17 protein-coding genes and 4 tRNA genes are annotated in these 19,140 nt (G+C 62.9%); 9 read left to right on the top strand and 12 right to left on the bottom strand.

The window, feature by feature from the left end; all coding sequences use genetic code 11:
- Positions 1-235 precede the first annotated feature (235 nt).
- Together moaA and DEIDE_RS03420 are read left to right on the top strand one after the other, a co-directional pair.
- Positions 236-1,237: a GTP 3',8-cyclase MoaA gene (gene moaA / locus DEIDE_RS03425; RefSeq protein ID WP_083764270.1), complete on the top strand. Its 1,002-nt coding sequence runs from the start codon at positions 236-238 to the stop codon at positions 1,235-1,237.
- Positions 1,238-1,448: 211 nt separating this feature from the next.
- On the top strand, positions 1,449-2,141 hold the full coding sequence (locus DEIDE_RS03420; RefSeq protein ID WP_012692556.1) for a GntR family transcriptional regulator: 693 nt from the start codon (positions 1,449-1,451) through the stop codon (positions 2,139-2,141).
- A gap of 129 nt (positions 2,142-2,270) precedes the next feature.
- Here the strand turns inward: DEIDE_RS03420 and rplT are convergent, their stop codons facing one another.
- From rplT to DEIDE_RS03400, 4 genes are all read right to left on the bottom strand, one after another.
- On the bottom strand, positions 2,271-2,624 hold the full coding sequence (gene rplT / locus DEIDE_RS03415; RefSeq protein WP_012692555.1) for a 50S ribosomal protein L20: 354 nt from the start codon (positions 2,622-2,624) through the stop codon (positions 2,271-2,273).
- 5 nt (positions 2,625-2,629) lie between these two features.
- The gene (rpmI, locus tag DEIDE_RS03410; protein ID WP_012692554.1) at positions 2,630-2,830 is read right to left on the bottom strand and encodes a 50S ribosomal protein L35; all 201 of its coding nucleotides are present in this window, start codon (positions 2,828-2,830) and stop codon (positions 2,630-2,632) included.
- 182 nt (positions 2,831-3,012) lie between these two features.
- The gene (locus tag DEIDE_RS03405) at positions 3,013-4,929 is read right to left on the bottom strand and encodes an alpha-amylase family protein (RefSeq protein ID WP_012692553.1); all 1,917 of its coding nucleotides are present in this window, start codon (positions 4,927-4,929) and stop codon (positions 3,013-3,015) included.
- Positions 4,930-5,016: 87 nt separating this feature from the next.
- The gene (locus tag DEIDE_RS03400; RefSeq protein ID WP_012692552.1) at positions 5,017-5,817 is read right to left on the bottom strand and encodes a nucleotidyltransferase domain-containing protein; all 801 of its coding nucleotides are present in this window, start codon (positions 5,815-5,817) and stop codon (positions 5,017-5,019) included.
- A gap of 115 nt (positions 5,818-5,932) precedes the next feature.
- Between DEIDE_RS03400 and proS the strand changes: the two genes are divergently transcribed.
- Positions 5,933-7,432: a proline--tRNA ligase gene (proS, locus tag DEIDE_RS03395; RefSeq protein ID WP_012692551.1), complete on the top strand. Its 1,500-nt coding sequence runs from the start codon at positions 5,933-5,935 to the stop codon at positions 7,430-7,432.
- Positions 7,433-7,525: 93 nt separating this feature from the next.
- Here the strand turns inward: proS and DEIDE_RS03390 are convergent.
- The 3 genes from DEIDE_RS03390 to DEIDE_RS03380 form a co-directional block, all read right to left on the bottom strand.
- A tRNA-Met gene (locus DEIDE_RS03390) sits at positions 7,526-7,602 on the bottom strand.
- 35 nt (positions 7,603-7,637) lie between these two features.
- Positions 7,638-7,713, bottom strand: a tRNA-Ala gene (locus DEIDE_RS03385).
- Positions 7,714-7,770: 57 nt separating this feature from the next.
- Positions 7,771-8,445 (bottom strand): TrmB family transcriptional regulator, encoded by a 675-nt coding sequence (locus DEIDE_RS03380; RefSeq protein ID WP_012692550.1) that lies wholly within the window; start codon positions 8,443-8,445, stop codon positions 7,771-7,773.
- A gap of 660 nt (positions 8,446-9,105) precedes the next feature.
- Here DEIDE_RS03380 and DEIDE_RS03375 point away from each other — a divergent pair.
- Positions 9,106-9,336: a hypothetical protein gene (locus tag DEIDE_RS03375; RefSeq protein ID WP_041227028.1), complete on the top strand. Its 231-nt coding sequence runs from the start codon at positions 9,106-9,108 to the stop codon at positions 9,334-9,336.
- A gap of 403 nt (positions 9,337-9,739) precedes the next feature.
- Positions 9,740-10,297, top strand: a complete 558-nt coding sequence (locus DEIDE_RS03370; RefSeq protein ID WP_012692549.1) for a GAF domain-containing protein — start codon at positions 9,740-9,742, stop codon at positions 10,295-10,297.
- 488 nt (positions 10,298-10,785) lie between these two features.
- Here the strand turns inward: DEIDE_RS03370 and DEIDE_RS03365 are convergent.
- A tRNA-Ala gene (locus DEIDE_RS03365) sits at positions 10,786-10,860 on the bottom strand.
- A gap of 190 nt (positions 10,861-11,050) precedes the next feature.
- Here DEIDE_RS03365 and DEIDE_RS03360 point away from each other — a divergent pair.
- Together DEIDE_RS03360 and DEIDE_RS03355 are read left to right on the top strand one after the other, a co-directional pair.
- Complete coding sequence (locus DEIDE_RS03360; protein WP_012692548.1) at positions 11,051-12,352, top strand: HD domain-containing protein; 1,302 nt, start codon at positions 11,051-11,053, stop codon at positions 12,350-12,352.
- 36 nt (positions 12,353-12,388) lie between these two features.
- On the top strand, positions 12,389-13,843 hold the full coding sequence (locus DEIDE_RS03355; RefSeq protein WP_012692547.1) for an alpha-amylase family glycosyl hydrolase: 1,455 nt from the start codon (positions 12,389-12,391) through the stop codon (positions 13,841-13,843).
- A gap of 304 nt (positions 13,844-14,147) precedes the next feature.
- Here the strand turns inward: DEIDE_RS03355 and DEIDE_RS03350 are convergent, their stop codons facing one another.
- On the bottom strand, positions 14,148-15,350 hold the full coding sequence (locus tag DEIDE_RS03350) for a molybdopterin molybdotransferase MoeA (RefSeq protein WP_041227382.1): 1,203 nt from the start codon (positions 15,348-15,350) through the stop codon (positions 14,148-14,150).
- 279 nt (positions 15,351-15,629) lie between these two features.
- Between DEIDE_RS03350 and DEIDE_RS03345 the strand changes: the two genes are divergently transcribed.
- Both DEIDE_RS03345 and DEIDE_RS03340 read left to right on the top strand, forming a co-directional pair.
- On the top strand, positions 15,630-16,298 hold the full coding sequence (locus DEIDE_RS03345; RefSeq protein WP_162485389.1) for a CAP domain-containing protein: 669 nt from the start codon (positions 15,630-15,632) through the stop codon (positions 16,296-16,298).
- Between the two features lie 302 nt (positions 16,299-16,600).
- A complete protein-coding gene (locus tag DEIDE_RS03340; RefSeq protein ID WP_012692544.1) occupies positions 16,601-17,080 on the top strand; it encodes an FKBP-type peptidyl-prolyl cis-trans isomerase in 480 nt (159 codons plus the stop codon).
- A gap of 207 nt (positions 17,081-17,287) precedes the next feature.
- Here the strand turns inward: DEIDE_RS03340 and DEIDE_RS03335 are convergent, their stop codons facing one another.
- The 3 genes from DEIDE_RS03335 to DEIDE_RS03325 all read right to left on the bottom strand — a co-directional run bounded on the left by DEIDE_RS03335 (position 17,288) and on the right by DEIDE_RS03325 (position 19,049).
- A complete protein-coding gene (locus DEIDE_RS03335; protein ID WP_012692543.1) occupies positions 17,288-17,803 on the bottom strand; it encodes an HD domain-containing protein in 516 nt (171 codons plus the stop codon).
- Positions 17,804-17,879: 76 nt separating this feature from the next.
- Complete coding sequence (gene trxB / locus DEIDE_RS03330; RefSeq protein WP_012692542.1) at positions 17,880-18,857, bottom strand: thioredoxin-disulfide reductase; 978 nt, start codon at positions 18,855-18,857, stop codon at positions 17,880-17,882.
- Positions 18,858-18,975: 118 nt separating this feature from the next.
- Positions 18,976-19,049: transfer RNA gene (locus tag DEIDE_RS03325), tRNA-Gln, on the bottom strand.
- Positions 19,050-19,140 lie beyond the last annotated feature (91 nt).

Genomic DNA, 19,140 nt, shown 5'->3' with positions numbered 1-19,140 from the left:
ACAAACCTCCAGGACGGGGCAACTGAATGAGGGCGCGGGGACAGACGGGAATCTGTCAGGACGAGTGAGCAGAGCGGACTGAGAATTGGGCTAGGTGCAGAGTAGAAGCGGTTCCACACAAAATCAATAAACCCGGTTCAACATTTGCGTTCCGGACGCAGAGACGCCTAGATAGCTGAAGGCGACCACCCACGTGTCACGGTGTGTTCCTGGCGAAGAGCGTATGCTGCGGCCCATGCTGGTGGACCAACTGGGACGACCCCTACGTGACCTGCGCATCAGCGTGACGGACCGCTGCAATCTGCGCTGCACGTACTGCATGCCAGCCTCGGTGTTTGGTCCCGATTACGCGTTTGTACCCCGGTCAGAGTTACTGAGCTTCGAGGAAATCGAGCGGCTCACGCGGCTCTTTCTGATACTAGGTGTACGTAAGTTGCGCCTGACAGGCGGAGAACCGACGCTAAGACGCGACCTGAGCGACCTGATCGCTCGCCTCGCGAGACTTGAGGGCGTAGAGGATCTGGCCATGACCACCAACGGTCTGCTGCTTCCCCGCCTGGCCCGGGAGCTCAAGTCTGCCGGACTGCGCCGCGTCACCGTCAGCCTCGATAGCCTGGATCCTGATGTGTTTGGTCAGATGAACGGCCTGGGCGTTCACCCACAGCAGGTACTCGACGGCATTGAAGCGGCGCTGCAGGCAGGGCTGGGCGTGAAGATCAATACGGTAGTGCAGCGTGGCGTCAACGATCAGGGCCTGCGTGAATTGTGGCTGGCCCTGCGCGCCCAGGCGCCGGTGCGGTTCATTGAATTTATGGATGTGGGCAACCACAACGGCTGGAACATGGACAGTGTGGTGCCGTCCAGTGAGGTCCTCGCTCGTCTCAGCGAAGGGAGTGAGACGTCGGTCTTCGATTCTCTGAGCCCGGACTACCGCGGTGAGGTGGCCGCCCGTCACCGCGACGCACAGGGCCACGAGGTGGGGCTGATTTCTTCTGTGACAGCTCCCTTCTGTGGCGACTGCTCCCGGGCACGGCTCTCGGCAGTTGGGGCGCTGTACACCTGCCTGTTTGCCTCCGCAGGTACTGATCTGCGTGCGCCCCTGCGCGCCGGCGCTACCGACGAGCAATTGATGGGCCTCCTCACAGGAGTATGGTCTGGCCGGAGCGACCGCTACAGCGAGGAGCGGGGGGAACAAACCCGCCAAAGCAAGGTGGAAATGTCGTACATCGGTGGCTGACTACCCCGCAGCACTGCGCTATCTAGATTTCCATTACCCCTGTGTGGACAGGACGGTTAAACTTTTTTCACCAAATTCAGGGCCTTTTCGTGGCGTTCCCGTTGTCTCGCACCCGGAGACAGCGTTCGTCAGCTTGTGTGCAGCGTACACAAAACCCTAAGATGAGCCTACAGCGGCTCCCGCCCGCCAGCGGGACCGTTTGGAGGGATGCATGGCGAAGTACCCGCTCATCAAGACCACCTTGAAAGACCGCCTGCTTGGCGGGCATTACACCGAAGGGTTACCGCTGCCCAGCGAACCTCAGCTTGCCCGGGAGTTTGAAGTTTCACGCATGACAGCCCGGCGTGCCATTGACGAGCTGGAACGCGAAGGCTATGTCTACCGCGTGCAGGGCGCAGGCACGTTTCCAACCGGCAAACGCTTCCGCCAGGGGATGTTCCGGGTGCGTCCGTTCAAGGAATGGGCCCGTCACCCTGAGCACCGCACGACCGTGCTGCGCGCCATGGAGATTGAAGCCACACCGGAAATTGCCATCGTGCTGCAGATTCAGCCTGGCGATCCGGTAATTTTCATTCACCGCCTGCGCATGGCTGGAGACGAGGCGCTGGTCATCGAAAAGCGCTATATCAATGCGGCGCTGGTGCCTACCCTGCTGGACCATAATCTCAGCACCGAGAGCATCCATGAAACCATGGTCAGTCTGGGCGTTCCGCTGGCCCGCGTGGAACAGAATCTGGAAGCCGTGAACCTGCGCCAGGAGGAGGCTGATCTGCTCCGCGTTCCTCTGGGCACCGCCGCGTTCCTGCTGCGCCGCACCACCTTCAGCGGCCAGAAGCGCGCCAGTTATGTCAACTACTGGGTGCGCGGGGACCGGTATGCCTTCCAGGACACCTTCGAGCCCTGAGGCTGCGTGAAGACCAGGGCGCCGGGCGTCCTGGTTTTTTGCTGTATGCGAGTAACATAAACAGCAGCGCACAGGACTGAAAAAAGCCGTCCCACGAGTGGGACGGCCTGAAAAACTTGTAGTCCGGGCTTACTTGCCGTTCTTGGCAGCGTCTACCAGGGCCTTGAAAGCCTCGGGCTCGCGCGCGGCGATGTCGGCCAGCACCTTACGGTTGAGGTCCACACCAGCACGCTTCAGGCCACCGATAAAGGTGCTGTAGTTCATGCCGTGAAGGCGAGCGCCAGCGTTGATACGCTGAACCCACAGGCGACGGAAGTCACGCTTCTTGTTGCGGCGATCGCGGTACTCGTAGGTTGCAGCGTTCAGCAGCGTCTGGAAGGCGTTGCGGTACTGCTTGCTGCGGCTGCCCTCGAAGCCCTTGGCGCGCTTCAGGACCTTCTTGTGACGACGACGACGGACGGTGCCGGTCTTAACGCGTGGCATCTATCTCACTTCCCCTTCGGCAGCATGAGTTTCATGCGAGCCCATTCGCTCTTGGCGAGCACGAAGCCCTTGCCCTTGCCACGGATCTCGTCGCCGCTCTTGCCGGTGTTCTGGTGGCGTTTACCACTCTTGAACGCCATAACCTTGCCTGTGCCGGTGATCTTGATCCGGCGCGAGGCGCTTTTCAGAGTCTTCATCTTGGGCATGGAGCCCTCCTTCGTAGTCCAGTCACACGCCTGTGGCGGCTTCTGTCTGGGGTGCGGGCCGCCTCCGGGAGGCTGTTGGTCGCCCTGCCCCACTTGACCAAGCAGGAATTGTACGCGTGTAGAGGGCTCCAGGTCAAGGCCAGGAGGCTCGGCTGCTCCACCCGGCCCTCAGCGCTGATACCTCAGAGTTCGGTGAGCCACATCGCCCGGTAGGGCTCCAAGCGCAGTGTGGGGCGCGCGAACGTCAGGCGCCCGCCACTCAGGCGGTCCTCGGCCTGCTCACCCAGGTGCTCCCGCAGAGCCCAGGTGGGGAAGCTCACGTCCTCATGGCTGAAGTTGTAGACCCCCAGCATGACTCCCATGGGGTGGTCGCGGCGCAGCAGCAGCACGCGGTTGTCTGGGCTGTGAACGGCCCGGCTTTCCACGCTGGCATGCAGATGGGGCGTTGCAGCACGCGCCTGCACCAGCTTCTGCAGCCAGGCATACATGCGCCCGGCCGGGCTGTTGACGTCGTCCCGGGCCTGCTCGGCCAGGGCCCAGTCCATCAGCGGGCGGTGCACCCAGCGGTTGTCGGCGGCATGCTCGGGCACCCACTCGAAACTGTAGTCGTTGAGCATGGCCAGTTCGTCCCCCATGTACACCAGCGGTACGCCTCCAAAGCCCAGCACCACGGCGTGCAGCATCCGCAGGCGGGCAATGGAAGTGCTGATACCGACCTCGTCCCCGGTCTCCAGCGCCGCTTCCAGTCCGGCGAGACTGGCCGCCATGCCACTGATGCGCCGGTCGCCGGTGGCCGGGTTGTACTGAAACACCATGCCGCGCGCAAAAGTGCCCGGGAAGGTGCCGCTGTAAAAGTCGCTCAGAAAGCGGCGGTGCGCGTCTCCGTCCAGGCCGGCGCGGGTGGCGTCCTCATCGCTGATGGCCCAGCCAATGTCGTCGTGGCACCGGGCGTATAGGCCCCAAGTGGCAGTGGCGGGTTTGGGAGGAAAGGCCTGCAGGGCCTCCCGGAACAGCGTGGTATCGCGTGAGGCGAGGCTGCTCCACAGCTGCACCATCAGGCTGTTGTGGTAGGCCATGTCGCTGACCTTGCCGTGGTGCGCCCGGCTGCCCAGGTAATGAATCAGCTGCGCGGGAGCCACGATGGCCTCGGCCTTGAAAGCCACGGCGGGCGCCACGATGCGGGTAGCAGCGCGCAGGGCGCGGGTCAGCCAGTGCACTTCCGGCTGGTTCTGACTGTCGGTCCCCAGCCGCTTCCAGATAAAGGCGATGGCGTCGAGGCGGAACACTTCTACACCCCGGTTGGCCAGGTACAGGATGATGTCCAGGAACTCACGGAACACGTCCGGGTTTGACCAGTTCACGTCCCACTGATAGGTGTTGAAGGTGGTCCACACCCAGCCGCCGGCCGCCTCGTCCCAGGTGAAGTTTCCGGGGGCGAAGTCCGGAAAGACTTCCGGCAGCGTGGCCTCAAAAGCGTCAGGTTGGGTGCGGTCAGGGTAGATATGGAAGTACGCCTTGTAGTGGGGATCACCGGCACGCGCTTTCTCGGCCCATTCGTGTTCACGGGCCACATGGTTGAGCACCAGGTCCAGCACCAGGCTGATTCCCTGGCCCCGCAGGTCGCGGGCCAGCGCCGAGAGGTCGTCCATGCTGCCCAGGTCAGACCGCACCGAGCGGTAGTCCTGCACGGCATAGCCTCCGTCATTCTCGCCGTCACGGGGCTTGAGCAGCGGCATCAGGTGCAGATACTTCACACTCAGGCCACGCAGATAGTCGAGCTTGCCGCGTACCCCCTGCAGGTCTCCGGCGAAACGGTCCGTGTAGGCCACATAGCCGATCATGTCCGGGCTCTGCAGCCAGTCCGGACGCAGCAGCCGAGCCTCGTCAAGGCGGCGCAGGTCCGCTGGCCGGTTATGAAACGCATGCAACATAACTTCAATCAGCCCGTCGAGCAGCGCGGGGGCCTGATCACCGTAGACCTGCTCCAGGCTCTCGACCAGATCGGCGCCATAGCGTTCGAGACGCAGCAGAAAGGTACCCGCGTCACGGTCGTCGTCAAAGGCGGTGCGCAACCGCGAGGCCAGTTCCGTGTGCAACATGCCTTCTAGAATAAGTCAGTTTGATCAGCTGGAACCGTTTCCAAGGCCAAGCCTTGTGATTATAAGAAAGTTGTTCGCTCTCCGGCTTTATCGGGCTTCAGCCATCTCTGCAGCAAGGGCGCGCAGGTCAGCTGTATCTGCCGTGGTCAATGCCCCAAGGGCTCTGCGCGTGAAGTCGTCAGGCGCAGCAGGAAGCGACCCCGCCCGGAGCAGCGCACCTTTTTCATTGAGCAGCCAGACCCGGTGGCGCGCACAGACGACCTGCACCATGGCCATCAAGGCCTGATACACACAGCCCTGGGCGTAATGCCGGTCGCCGCGACGCATGCCCTTGTCAGCCGCGTCCAGCCAGAAGCCGGGCTGCCAGCCGTAATGCGCCTCCAGGGCAGAGGCCAGAGCCGCCGGATAGACCCTCACCTGAGTCTGGAGCCGCGCAAGTTCGCCTGATGGATCGTGCAGCAGCTGGCACGAGGCAAGTTCGGCTGCGTAATGATGCGCGTGGATGCCGTGTGGGTGACCAATCTGGGTATACAGTTCGACGCGCCCGGCGCAGGCATCCTGCACGCTGCGCGCCACGCGGCCCACCTCTCGGTAGATCACATCCACCCGCTGCCCCTGTACGGTTAGCCAGGCGCCCCCATTGACCCAGGGTCCCCAACCACCCGGAACACTCGCCTGGGCCTCGCCGGTATCGTCCAGTTCCTGGCACAGGGCGTTCAAGGCGTGCAGGTCAAAGGGGTGGCGGACGTCATAGGCCAGGCACAGGTCTATGTCGGAGCCAGTCACAGCGGTGCCAGTGACATGGGAACCACCCAAGGCTACGCCCCGCACACCAGGCACTTCCATCAGGCGGGCAGCCACCAGCGGAGCCAGCGCAGGAACAGACATGGGGTTCATTGTGCAGCCACCACGCCCCACAGCCGCTATCGTCCACCCGGCCTAGCACCCGGTGCCAGGTTTGGCCCATAGCCCCGGGCGTCACGGCAGGGCTATCCTGCCGGGCATGACTCAAGACGGCGGGAAAAAGGACAACAAGGGGGCGCAGGGCAAGGCTGCCCAGTACGGCGTGACGCCCCAGAGCGTGGATTTCAACGACTGGTACAACGAAGTCGTGAAAAAGGCCGATCTGGCCGACAACAGCCCCGTGGCGGGCGCCATGGTCGTGCGGCCGTACGGCTCGGCGCTATGGGAGAACATCGTGCGCTGGCTCGACGACCGCTTCAAAGCGACCGGGCACGAGTCGCTGGTCTTCCCCACCCTGATCCCCATGGGCTTCATCATGAAAGAGGCAGACCACGTCGAGGGCTTCGCACCTGAACTCTTCACGGTCAGCAAAATCGGCACCGAGGAACTGGCCGAGCCTTACGTGATGCGCCCCACCAGTGAGACCATCATCGGGCACATGTGGAGCGGCTGGCTCAACAGCTACCGCGACCTGCCCTTCTTGCACTACCAATGGGGCAGTGTGTTCCGCGCCGAGCTGCGCACCAAGGCATTTTTGCGCACCAGCGAGTTCTTCTGGCACGAGGGCCACACCGCACACGCCGATGAGCCCGAAGCGCGCGGCGAAGTCCGGCAGATGCTCGACATCTACCACGAGTTCTGCCGTGACGTGCTGGCCCTGCCCGTGGTCCGCGGCGAGAAAACGGCCAGTGAGCGCTTTGCCGGTGCGGTCGCCACCTACTCCATCGAAGGCATGATGCGCGACGGCAAGGCGCTGCAGTCGGGAACCTCACACTACCTGGGCCAGAACTTCAGCCGGGCCTTCGACGTAAAATTCCAGACCCGCGAGCAGAAGGAAGAGTACGCGCACACCACCTCCTGGGCCATTTCCAGCCGCATCATCGGGGCGATCATCATGACGCACGGTGACGATTTCGGCCTGATCATGCCCCCCCGCATCGCACCCATTCAGGTGGTCGTGATTCCCGTGGGCCGCAAGGACAACTTTGACGCCATGGTCCAGGAAGCCGAGCAGCTGGCCGGGGAGCTGCGTGCGCTGGGCCTGCGCGTGAAGGTGGACAAGCGCGACGGTGTGACCAACGGGTTCAAGTACAACGACTGGGAACTCAAGGGCGTGCCCGTGCGCATCGAACTGGGGCCGCGCGACCTGGAACAGGGCGTGGTCGTGGTTAAGGGGCGCAACAGCGAGGAGAAGGAAACTCTGGAGCGCGCGGAAGCCGTCTCTGGTATGACCGCGCGCCTGGACGGCATCCATGACTGGCTGCTGGAGCGCGCCACCAGCTTCATGCTTGAACACACCCTGCCGGCCGATACATACGACGCCTTCCAGGAAGCCATTGAGGCGGGCAACTGGGTACGCGCCTATCACTGCGCCCAGCCGGAATGCGAGAAAGCCATCAAGGACGACACCAAGGCGACTACCCGTAACGTGCCTCTGGACGACGCCGAATTCTTCAATGAGCAGGGCGAGGGCCAGTGCGTGAAGTGTGGTCAGCCCAGCGCATACGGCAAGCGCGTGATTTTTGGACGTCAGTACTGAAGGAGCAGGTTATGAGGCCGCTGATATAGAACCAGCGGCCTCTGTGCTTTGTCGTTACACGAAAAAACCCCGCAAGAAGCGGGGTTCCTCGGTTGGTGGCGATGCGCGGACTTGAACCGCGGACCTAACGATTATGAGTCGTTCGCTCTAACCAGCTGAGCTACATCGCCATATAAGTTGCCCCGGTTTGACCCGGGGCTTCACTTGGTGGAGCTGAGGGGATTCGAACCCCTGACCTTCTGAATGCCATTCAGACGCGCTCCCAACTGCGCCACAGCCCCTTTTTCTGGTGCGCCTCTTTCAAGGCTCAGCTAGGTTACCAGCGACTTTCAGTGTTGTCAACGGGGGACGGCCAGGTGCTGAGAGGCCAGGTCCACATAACCCTCAATCAGATGAATAATCACGGGATTATGGGTGTGAACCCCATGCGCCTCGCCAGCACCGCCCTCCTCGATAAAGTGGGCAATTAGTGCGGCCTCGCCGTCACGGGCCAGCAGAAAGGCCCGCTGTCCATGTGCTGCGATGGCAGGCAGATTGGTCAGGTGGGTCCGGTGAAGCGTGACGCCTCTGGGTGTCAGGCGCTCGAGCATGTCGGCCAGGGCCGGTTCTCCAGCCATGTAAATATGCTGCCGTGCATTGAGCGTCAGGTCCTCGCACAGGCTGCGGATAGCGGCCTCCCCGTACAGGTGGTACACCGCTTCAGGCGCCGGATCGGGCGCCAGCCGTGACAGGTCACGGTCCAGGGCGCCCAAGCGGTCGTCGAAGGAACGCCGGGCACGGGCGAGGTACTCGCGGGCACTCAGGGGAGCGTACTCCAGGGGGTTCTGGCCCACCTTGGCTGCCAGGCCGCGGCCTTCCAGACGCTCGAGCGTCTCGTAGATCTTCGGGCGGGGAATGCCGGCCTGGCGAGCCACGCGGGCCGGCACCGCACGTCCCAGGGCCAGCAAGGCGGTGTAGGCACGGGCCTCATACTCGGTGAGGCCCAGCGCTTGGAGGTGAATCACGGCACTCATCTATGGCCCAGCATACGGGATGAACTGCTAAAAACCTGGGATTGCCGTTCCTGTTCTGCTGCCTTTACACCCGGTGCAAAGCTGTCCCGTTCATAGCAGCACGGACATACGTCGTTTGCAGCGCTCTTTAGCTGCGTCGTCCATTCGCCTTCAGGAGCGCTCCAGCCCAGCTCAGGTCGCCTGCCCAATTTGGCCAACAGAAGGTGCCTTCAGGTCAGAACTCAGGGGCCAAGAAATGCGAAAACCTGGGCGCCAGCACATTTGTTTACATCAACACCAAGGGTGGCTGTCATCTGTCCGCTTCGACCAGACCTGACGTGAACGTGGAGAAGCACAACAATATGCCGTACACGAGCTTCAGGAGGATGCCAGGAAGTACAGCGAGAACGTTACTCAGGATGACGGCGTCATCAGGGCAACACAGCACATCTGATGGCTTCTGAGGAGCCGTTCTGCCAATGCAGTTGCCCCGAAAGTGCCTTGGGCGCTTTCCTGCCCCTCCCTCTGCATACGCTCTCTGCCGCCTTTTCGCAGTTCGTCTCAAGCTTGGCACAGGACCCTCATATGAGGCAGATGGCCGGGCCGTGGGGAACATCAGCCCCCACCATTCCAATCATTAAGATAAGACAAAGAATAATGGGGTAAATTCCCCGCACGACTATGCTGACTGTGAAAATGCACTTAGCCGGCGGCGACATCATCGCCTTGAACATGACTCCCTCGCAGAAAAACCGGCTCAGCAAAACCATCAATCAGGCCCAGCTGCCGACTCTTCCCTTCACCGCGAATGTTGACGGGGTTGATGTAGAAATTCCCTGGCGTTCCATCTCGTATATTTCCTCGTACCCACAGGTTCAGTCTTCTCCGGTGCTTCGCGAAGCTGCTATGTGAACTGTAGTAAGACCCCACCTGGAGTGGGGTTTTTTCTCGTTCGACCCTGAACTTTCCCCTGACCAACGGAGTGGCAAGCGTCACGCCAGGAGGTCGATGAGCCAGCACAGCACCCGGCTTCCCCCAGGTGTTGTGCTGTCGTGTAGTCAGGAATGAAGGGGCCGAGTCCAGAGCTTCTCAGTGCTAAGTCATGACCACACAGTCCACTTGCCTGCCCGAGCCGCTCGCACGCGCTCGTGGTACGCCGCCACTTCGTTCATAGCGCACAAGCATGCAATAAACAGCTATTCATGTAGCCACGATTTCAGACAGGAAGCACTATCCTGATTACACCTTCAGAGCCACGCTGAGTCAGGGCAACATTCTCTGCGCTGATCTTCACCTATCTCGAGGAGAACCCAGGATGCTGTCTCGCAAGTCGAACCCCACTGTCCATGAAGAGCAGCGCGTCAGCATGCTCCGCAGCCTGAACATTATGGATACGCCCAAAGAACGGTCCTTTGATCTGATTGCCGAAGGGCTCGTTCAGCTGTACGCCGTGCCCATGGCACTCGTCAATTTCATGGACGGAACCCGTCAGTTCTGCAAGGCCAGCGTCGGACTGGAACTCCAGAGCATGCCGGTCACTCAGTCCCTGTGCCGCTACGCGCTGGCTGCCGACGATGTTCTGATCATTCCGGATACACGCCTGGATGCCCGCTCAGCTTCACATCCCTTCGTGATTGGACAGCCGGAACTTCGGTTTTATGCCGGAGTCCCCATCATGACCGAAGGCTTCCGGATCGGGACGGTCTGCATTCTTGATACCCAGCCCCATGCGGCAGGGGAATTCGACCTGTCTGCGCTGACCTATTTTGCAGGGATGGTGGCGGTCACCCTGCAGGCCCGTAAGAAGAATTCTCGCTCAGGAGTGGACTATCCCCCCTACCGGGTGTGGCGGACCAGGGCTGAGTTCAACTAAGGGAAATAGGTTTTCGGTCCCCACGTCCAGCGTTCTCGCCAGCTGTACCTTTCTGTGAATTTACTCAGGCAATAAACCCGCCGGCCACTCCAGGCTGAACAGTGCGTGGGCAACAACACAAGCTCGGAATCACACCGCACGAAACGCTCATGCCCCAGCCAGCAAGGTCAGTACGTCCAGGGGTCAGCCGTGCACCTGATCGTCATACGGGCCCCGTCTTGCCTTCCAAAGGCCACTTCAGTTTCATAATCGCTTCCCGGCACCATCAGACAGGACAGATTGAGGAGCCCGCCATTTGTCCACGGAGCCCTGCACCTGAACCTGACGGTGCTTGAAAGGCAATCCACAACTTGTGTGCGTCATCAGGTGCCTGGGAGGTACACCTGGGCGGAACAGACCCGCATGCATTACTCGCCCGCAACTCCTCACAAGCAGCCCACAACGAAAAAACACCCGGTGAATGCCGGGTGTTTTTTCTATCGTGCTTGTGGTGGAGGCTTGGGGATTCGAACCCCAGACCCTCCGCTTGCAAAGCGGATGCTCTCCCGCTGAGCTAAGCCCCCTCAGCGCTGGGAAGCTTAGCAGAGCAAAACGCATCTGGCAAGCTTTGCTGTTTCCCCCTGGGCTCCATCGCAACGTAAACCGCTTTGAGACGGGCATGGAAGCCTGTCCAGCCGACTTGGGTGCCTGCCGTACCGGTGCCTTGAACGGCTCCAGGTCGGGACAGCACGAAAGGGTCGCTAGCATAGGCCCATGTTCCGCCGTCGCCCGCCCCTGCCTCCATTCCCACCCAGCGCGCTGCTGGTTGGTGGCGCGGCGCGTGACTGGCTTCGTGGCGTCGCTCCCAAGGACTTTGACTGGGCCGTGCCGGACCCGGCCGCGGCTGCGGCGCAGCTTGCCCAGGAAACCGGTGGAGCCGTCTTCCCCCTGGATGAGGTCCGCGGGTACTGGCGGGTACATGCCCCAGGCGAAATCCAGCATGATTTCGTGCCGCTTCCCGCAGAGGTCACGGCGGATCTGCTCCGGCGTGATTTCACTGTCAACGCACTGGCCCTGACAGCCGACCGGCAGGTGCTGGATCCAGCCCAGGGTCAGCAGGACCTGCGGACAAAGCAGCTGCGCATGGTTTCAGCAGACAACCTGTGGGCCGATCCCCTACGGGTATGGCGCGCGGCGCGGTTCGAGGTCACCCTGCGGTTCCGTCTGGAAGCCGAAACCGAGAGGACGGTGCGCGAGGTCACCACCGCCCTGGCATCTGGGCGCCTTTCGATGCCGGCCGCAGAGCGGATCCGTGACGAACTTCACGCCCTGCTTTCCCATCCGAACTCAGCACTGGGTATCCAGAGACTGGAAGACCTGGGGCTGCTGAGCCTGACCATGCCTGAACTGCGCGAAGGGCGCGGAATGCTCCAGGGCGGGTTCCATCACCTGGATGTGTTCGATCATGGTGTCGAAGCCCTGCATCAGCTGCTGGCCCGGCGCCCGGACGCAGACCTGCCGCTGCGGTGGGCCACCCTGCTGCACGATGTGGGCAAGCCACGGACTCGGGCCACCGACCCCGACACAGGCCGCACCTCTTTTCACGGGCATGACAGGTTGGGCGCTGAGCTGACCAGCGCGGTCCTGACCCGGTTGAAACTGCCAGCCGGGGACGTGCGGCGGGCCGCTGCGCTGGTGGGCGCACATATGGTGCCGCTGCCAGCCACGGAGCGCGAGGCAAGGCGCTTCGTTCACAGGCGGCGCGAGCTGTTGCCTGACCTTCTGAGCCTCATGCTGGCTGACCGCGAGGCGGCCCGTGGACCTATGAGCAGCCCGGCCAGCCGCCGGGCCTACGCGCAGGGCATGGACCGGGTGCTGGCGGCCCTGGAGGAGCAGCCTGCACCGCCGCCACCTCTGCTGAGCGGCCAGGAGGTCATGGCCCTGCTGAATACGGGTCCCGGTCCGCGCGTCGGAGAGGCGCTCCGGGCCGTGGCCGAGGCCGCCGCTCTGGGGGAGGTACGCAGCGCCCAGGAAGCGCGGGACTTTCTGTCTGCCTGGAGCAGACATGCGCCGTGACAATCCTGTAGGTCGTTCCCGCTATGCTGCCGCCCGATGACCCCGCAGGACCATACGCATGACGCTCACCCTCTGACACCCGACTGGGTGAAGGACGCCGTGTTCTACCAGATCTTCCCGGACCGTTTTGCGCGCAGTGGCCGCGTCACCGGACTCAACCTGCAGCCCTGGGGAGATACGCCTCATTTCAACAAGTACATGGGAGGCGACCTGTGGGGCGTACTGGAGCGGCTGGATTACATCCAGAGTCTGGGCGTCAACGCCATCTACTTCTGCCCGGTCTTTCAGTCGGCCAGCAACCACCGGTACCACACCCATGACTACTATCAGGTCGACCCCATGCTGGGGGGCAACGAGGCGCTCCGGGCGCTGATCGATGCGGCCCACGCCCGCGGTATCCGGGTGGTGCTTGACGGTGTGTTCAACCATGCCAGCCGTGGCTTTTTCCAGTTCAACGACCTGCTGGAACAGGGCGAGGACAGTGCCTACCGCGACTGGTTTCACGTTGAAGGCTGGCCGCTGCGCCCGTACGACGATTCCCGTCCGGCCAACTACGCGGCGTGGTGGGGCAACCGCGCGCTTCCCAAGTTCAACACCAGCAATGCGGCCGTGCGGGATTTCCTGTGGGACGTGGCCGAGCACTGGATCCGTTTCGGGATTGACGGCTGGCGACTGGACGTGCCCAACGAGATTGACGACGACAGCTTCTGGCAGGAGTTCCGCCGGCGGGTCAAGGCCCTGAACCCCGAAGCCTACATTGTCGGGGAGATCTGGGGCGACGCCCACCGCTGGCTGGCTGGCGATCAGTTCGACGGGGTCATGAATTACCACTTCACGCGCCCATGCTTGGCTTTTTTTGGTGCTGAAACCCTGGATCATGCCATGAACGAGCGCAGCGGCACCGGTCTGGTTGCCGCGATGACCGCCGAGGCTTTCGGGGCGCGCATGACCGAAGTGACGCGTATGTATCACCCGGAAGTGGTGCAGGCACAGCTGAATCTGCTCGACTCCCACGACACGGCCCGGTACCTGAGCGCGGTGGGCGGGGACGCCAGTGCCCACCGGCTGGCCCTGACATTCCTGATGACCTATGTAGGCGCCCCATGCCTGTACTACGGTGACGAAATCGGCCTTCCTGGCGGACCTGACCCGGACTGCCGGCGGGCTTTTCCGTGGAACGAAGGCACCTGGGACCACGTGACCCTGAACCTGACGCGTAAGCTGACTGCTGCGCGCCACGCCAGCCCGGCCCTACAACGTGGCGGCTTCCGGGTCACGCACGCCTGCGGCCAGCATCTGGTATTCGCACGTGAGCACAGCGCAGGCAACGCTTACGTGGCCATGAACTGCGCGCCCACCCCAGCCAGCCTGCCGGTCGATGCACAGCCCGGAAAGTACTGCAATGTCCTCAGCGGCCAGATCATCACGATCGCGGCTCAGGGTGAGGTCGATGTTCCCGGCCGTGGGGCCGTGGTGCTCCTGCCTGTGTGAACGTGTCGCAGCCAGGCCCTGCCGCCACAGTCCTGCACAGGCGGAGCCACCGGAAGCAGGAGCGCACCTCTTGTCGCTCAGCTGGCGTCTCGTGGCTTCTCAGGAGCACGCCGGCAGATTGGCTCCCCTTCCGGAACTTTTGTTCTCCTGCTTGCTTCCAGGGCGTCGTTGTCATGACAACGGCGCCCTGGAAGTTCATGACCATTCCCCAGCCCTGATCTCTCAATGATGTGGGACAGCCCCACCACGTTGCTGCGCCTGCTGTGCTGCAGTGCTCAGCACGTCCTCCCTCCAGGAGCAGGTGCTAGAGCAGAATCACATCCACATCGTCGCCAGCATTGACCGGGTGCCCTTCCGGAACCACCACCAGGGCGTTGGCCTCGCTGAGAGAGCGCAGCATGCCGCTGCCCTGGGCACCGTAGTCCCGGACCTCTCCGGAGTCGATCACGCCGCGCCAGAATGCAGTCTTGTCGGGCAGCGTCCGGAAGGCTGTCGCAGCCCGCAGGCGCAACATCTGGAGCGGCTGACCGGTCAGGGCCGGGCGCACGATCACGTGGAACACCACCAGGCTGCTGACCGGATTGCCGGGAAGTCCGAAAATGGGCAGGCCGTGCCAGCCACCCAAAATCGCGGGGCCTCCGGGACGCATACGCACCTTCCAGAATGCCACCTGTCCCTCTCCGATCAGCAGGTCGCGCAGCAGGTCATAGCGGCCCATACTGACTCCGCCGGAGGTGAGCAGCAGATCTGCTCCTCCTGCCTCTGTCAGGGCCTGTTGCAGGGCAGCCGGGGTGTCTGCCGCGTGGTCCAGCGGGATCACTTCACAGCCGCATTCCCGCAGCATGGCGTGCAGCCCCACCCGGTTGCTGTCATAAACCTGTCCACGTGCCAGAGGCTCGCCTGGAGCAACCACCTCATCGCCGGTGCTCAGCAGCGCCACCCGTAGCGCCCGGTGGACTGTGACCTCCGCGTGGCCCAGGGCGGCAGCCAGCGCCAGTCTTGGGGCCGTCAACCTCAGCCCGGCAGGCATCACCGCCTCACCCGCAGAGAAGTCACTCCCCTCATGTCGGACATCTTCCGGGCGGGCCGGGCGGCGCAGGCACACATGGTCTGGGCCATCGTCGTCGAGCTGTTCAACCGGGCAGATTGCGTCCGTACCAGGTGGCAGGGGCGCTCCGGTATAGATCCGCACGCATTCGCCGGACTGCACCTCACCGGAATACGGCAGTCCGGCCCGGCTCTCCCCCACCACGCGCAGCCGCACCAGGGCCTCAGAAAAAGCAGCCAGCGTGTCTGCCTCCCGGCAGGCAATGCCGTCCAGAGCACTTTCAGTGGCGCTCGGATGACTCACGCGCGCGTCGAGTGCTTTGGCCAGTGTCCGGCCATACGCTGCGGCCAGGGGCAGGGTCTCGGTTCCAGGGTCCGGCAGCAGGGCACGTAACAGGTCGCGCGCCTGCGGCACGCTGACAAACATGGGAAACCCGCCTTCCGGGTGGGTGGTGGTCATAAAGGCAGCATAGAGGCCGCCATGATCCATGCGCTGGCCCGGTCCCCTTAGGCTGAACACATCATGTGGCGCCGGGCCCTGCGGGCGATGAGCTGGACAGCAGGACTTCTTCTGATCGGTGTGGTGGCAATGGGCTGGGCCGGCTGGCTGAGGCATGTTACCTTTTTCGCGTCGTGGGGCATGGTGAGGTCGGCGCCACCGCGTGTTCAGACTGCGCCAGAGACTCCGCCGCCCCGACATCCAGAGGCGGCCCCCGGTGTCTCTCGGCCTGTGGCCTCCATGCCCCCACAATCGCCACCATCCAGGCCGGAAGCTGCCGACGACCTCCCTCTCACTTCACTGCAGAAGGGACCACATGCGGCCCTGGTCAGCCTGAACGCTGTCCGGGCCCTGGCCCTGTTACCACCTGTCGGCTGGCAGGACGAATGGGCCGCGCAGTGCTCAGCACATGCCCGCTATCTGGTTCGTGCAGACCGTGCCGAGCACCGCCAGGATCCCGCCAATCCCCACCACTCAACGGCCGGCGAAGCCTGCGCACATGGCCACTATTTCGTGTCGTCACAACGTGACTCCGGACCGGAGCGCGCCGTGGGGTACTGGGCCACCGGACCGTTTCACCTGCCTCAGCTGCTCGACCCCCGCCTGAAACAGGTTGCCTTCGGCGAGGCCCATGACCCGGCCGGAACCATGCAGTCAGCCGGGGTGCTGGATGTGAGGCGGGGGCTTTCCGGACAGGCCGCGTATCCGGTTCGTTTCCCGGCACCTGGGACTGTCACGCCTTTTCGGGAAGCAGCCCGGCACGAGTGGCCGGATCCACTGCCCGCCTGCCGGTACCGTGCACCTGCCGGGGCGCCGATTGCGCGGCTTGCGGGACCCGGAGTAGCGGTGTCGGCTGGGGCCCTCAAGGTGGACGGGCAGCCCGTGGCTGCGTGTCTGCTGACCTCATAGACGTTCCAGGGCAGCTCTCCGGGTGACACTCAGGCCGGGCGTGAAGTGCTGGCTTCTCAGGGAGCAGCTGTTCAACTGCCACGCGATCCTCTCCCTGCCGGGGCTGAGGTACAGGTCAGCCTGAACACCTCGGAAGGACGTCAGAGCTGGTCGTTTCAGGTGGCTGGTAAGGACGCAGATTAAGGCAGGCGGCCCTGCAGCGCTCCTGTGCGCGGGGTCACAGGGTAGACTTCTGAGGCACCAGCCGCGCGGCCTCACCTTTCACCCCGGTTTAGCCGGGCGCGCGGGGAACGGAGACTGCCATGAACATCACCCAGGACAAGGTTGTTGAACTCGATTACAAGCTCACCGTAGACGGCGAGGTTATCGACCAGAGCGAACCCGGCGAGCCCCTGACCTACCTGCATGGTCACAGCAACATTATTCCAGGACTGGAAAAGGCCCTGGAAGGCAAAACTGCCGGTGACGTCCTGCAGGTCACCGTGCAGCCGGAAGAAGGCTACGGCGAGCGTGACGAGGACAACACCGACGAACTCGACCGCGCAGATTTCGATGACGACATCGAAGTCGGAGCCACCTACTACGCTCAGTCCGAAGACGGCAGCGTCATTCCCTTCACGGTGTTGACGGTAGACGGCGAGAAGGTCACGGTGGACTTCAATCCCCCGCTGGCCGGCATGACCCTGAACTTCGATGTGAAGGTCCTGACAGTGCGTGACGCCACCAGCGAGGAGCTCGACCATGGCCACGCGCACGCAGCAGGAGCACACGACCACGAGTAAGCACTGACCTCAACCGAGGCCGCCTCCGCAGCTGTGGGGGCGGCCTCAGTTATTTATGGCTATTCAGTTCCCAGACACCAGTCATTGCACAGACGTCAGGCCAACAGAGCAGCTCCGGCGAAACAGCCTGTCTCCCTTTCAGGCCGCACTACGCTTTCCGGCCGTCATCAAATGAGACAGCCTAGGTCCTTTCCAGCTTCACATCCTCTACTCCAGGTCGTCGTAATGATGCAGCAGAGTCGCCTCTGGATCTCCAACCGGGTGATGATGCCGCGCCACAAGCCGCGCCACCCGTGGACGCGCGCCCGCGTGCGCCAGCAGCCTCGCGCCGAGTTCGGGGTGGCTGGCCCGGATTCCGATGGCTCCTACCGGAGGCAGCAGCCGGGCAAACCGGTTGGGAATCAGGCCCACAAGTACCCGTTCGATCAGGGAATAGCGCCGCACGCTCTTGCCGCAGTCGTGTAGCAGCGCAGCGGCCACGACTTCCGGGTCCGATTCGGGGTGGTCGCGAAGCAGATGCCGGGCCACACGGCAGGCGTGCTCCCGGTCTCGGGCGTCCATGCTTTCGTAGACGCGGCGCTCCTCAGGAGTCAGGAAGGTTCCAGCCCAGAGATCGTCGGGATGGGCGTCGGTTTCACGCAGGCTGCGTAACAGGCGGCTCACCTTGCCCAGGTAGCCGCGTGCCTTACGTACGACGCGGGCCGGTGGAGACAGGTGCAGCATGCTCCGAGCATACGAGAAGAACGCCGGCCTCCGGATGGTGGCGCGGCGTTCCTCAAGATTTGCTGAGCGGCAGCAATCAGTCAGCAGCGGTTTCGGTTTCGACTTCCAAAGCGGCCAGCGACCGTTCCACGCTCATGGCCGCGCGTGTGCCGGCACCGACGCTGGTGGCCAGCTGACGGTAGATGTAGTCGCTGATGTCGCCAGCAGCAAACAGCATGGGCACGCTGGTGTAAATCTCGTCGGTTACGTCCACATAGCCGTCAGGACGCAGCTTGACGGTGTCCTTGACAAACTCCGTGTTCGGGGTATGCCCGATGAAGATGAAAACCCCGTCGGTACTCATCTCGCTGGTCTCTCCGGTCTTGAGGTTGGTCAGGCGAACGCCGGTCACGTGATCCTCACCCTGAATCTCGTCAACGGCGGTGTCCCAGATGAACTTCATCTTGGGGTTGGAAAACGCACGGGCCTGGGCCACCTTGTTGGCGCGCAGGGTGTCACGGCGGTGAATCAGCGTGACTTCTTCGGCAAACTTGGTCAGGAACAGGCCTTCTTCGACGGCCGCGTCGCCACCACCCACAACAACCACTTTCTTGCCACGGTAGAAGAATCCGTCACAGGTGGCGCAGGTGCTCACGCCCTTGCCCCAGAACAGTTCCTCACCGGGAATGCCAAGCCGCTTGGGGTTGGCGCCTGTGGCCAGAATCACGGCCTTAGCACGGTAGCTGCCTCCGTAGCCCTGCACGGTAAAGGGATAGTGGGGGTCATGCTCGTTGCGGGTGATCCCCTGCACTTCTTCCATCTCAATGCGCGCCCCAAACTTCTCGGCCTGCTGCTGCATACGGCTGGCAAGTTCCATCCCGGGGATCGGCTCCGGAAAGCCCGGGTAGTTCTCGACTTCCTCAGTCTGAGCGATCTGACCACCGGGCAGTCCTTTTTCGAGGATTACGGTGCTCAGGCTGGCGCGGCCGGTATAGATCGCGGCCGTCAGGCCAGCGGGGCCACCGCCGACGATTACGACGTCATAATCCTGCGTTTGGGGAGTGTGCGCTGTCATGAGCAAAGCGTACCACTGCACACGTTTGTCGAAAGTCAGACAGGCACGCTTTACTTTCTAAAGCATCGCTGCCGTCAACCAACGAAAAACACCCCCACGCTAAGTGAAGGTGCTTGACTGGCTGGGGCACTAGGACTCGAACCTAGATTAACGGTGTCAGAGACCGTCGTCCTGCCATTAGACGATGCCCCAACGCATACTCTGACTGCTTCCACAGGGGAAGCGTGAGGGAGTATAGCGGCCCCTCCCGGACTCGTCAACACCTCCCCCCCGACGCGCCTCA

It is taken from the genome of Deinococcus deserti VCD115 (genome assembly GCF_000020685.1).
Taxonomy (GTDB): domain Bacteria; phylum Deinococcota; class Deinococci; order Deinococcales; family Deinococcaceae; genus Deinococcus; species Deinococcus deserti.
Note: the sequence above shows the minus strand (reverse complement) of the source record. Positions and strands in the feature narration are given on the sequence as shown.

Bases quoted from the DNA above. Each gene is read 5' to 3' on its own strand.
- moaA (WP_083764270.1), top strand. From the start codon at position 236: ATGCTGGTGGACCAACTGGGACGACCCCTACGTGACCTGCGCATCAGC.
- DEIDE_RS03420 (WP_012692556.1), top strand. From the start codon at position 1,449: ATGGCGAAGTACCCGCTCATCAAGACCACCTTGAAAGACCGCCTGCTT.
- rplT (WP_012692555.1), bottom strand. From the start codon at position 2,624: ATGCCACGCGTTAAGACCGGCACCGTCCGTCGTCGTCGTCACAAGAAG.
- rpmI (WP_012692554.1), bottom strand. From the start codon at position 2,830: ATGCCCAAGATGAAGACTCTGAAAAGCGCCTCGCGCCGGATCAAGATC.
- DEIDE_RS03405 (WP_012692553.1), bottom strand. From the start codon at position 4,929: ATGTTGCACACGGAACTGGCCTCGCGGTTGCGCACCGCCTTTGACGAC.
- DEIDE_RS03400 (WP_012692552.1), bottom strand. From the start codon at position 5,817: ATGTCTGTTCCTGCGCTGGCTCCGCTGGTGGCTGCCCGCCTGATGGAA.
- proS (WP_012692551.1), top strand. From the start codon at position 5,933: ATGACTCAAGACGGCGGGAAAAAGGACAACAAGGGGGCGCAGGGCAAG.
- DEIDE_RS03380 (WP_012692550.1), bottom strand. From the start codon at position 8,445: ATGAGTGCCGTGATTCACCTCCAAGCGCTGGGCCTCACCGAGTATGAG.
- DEIDE_RS03375 (WP_041227028.1), top strand. From the start codon at position 9,106: ATGCTGACTGTGAAAATGCACTTAGCCGGCGGCGACATCATCGCCTTG.
- DEIDE_RS03370 (WP_012692549.1), top strand. From the start codon at position 9,740: ATGCTGTCTCGCAAGTCGAACCCCACTGTCCATGAAGAGCAGCGCGTC.
- DEIDE_RS03360 (WP_012692548.1), top strand. From the start codon at position 11,051: ATGTTCCGCCGTCGCCCGCCCCTGCCTCCATTCCCACCCAGCGCGCTG.
- DEIDE_RS03355 (WP_012692547.1), top strand. From the start codon at position 12,389: ATGACCCCGCAGGACCATACGCATGACGCTCACCCTCTGACACCCGAC.
- DEIDE_RS03350 (WP_041227382.1), bottom strand. From the start codon at position 15,350: ATGACCACCACCCACCCGGAAGGCGGGTTTCCCATGTTTGTCAGCGTG.
- DEIDE_RS03345 (WP_162485389.1), top strand. From the start codon at position 15,630: ATGCCCCCACAATCGCCACCATCCAGGCCGGAAGCTGCCGACGACCTC.
- DEIDE_RS03340 (WP_012692544.1), top strand. From the start codon at position 16,601: ATGAACATCACCCAGGACAAGGTTGTTGAACTCGATTACAAGCTCACC.
- DEIDE_RS03335 (WP_012692543.1), bottom strand. From the start codon at position 17,803: ATGCTGCACCTGTCTCCACCGGCCCGCGTCGTACGTAAGGCACGCGGC.
- trxB (WP_012692542.1), bottom strand. From the start codon at position 18,857: ATGACAGCGCACACTCCCCAAACGCAGGATTATGACGTCGTAATCGTC.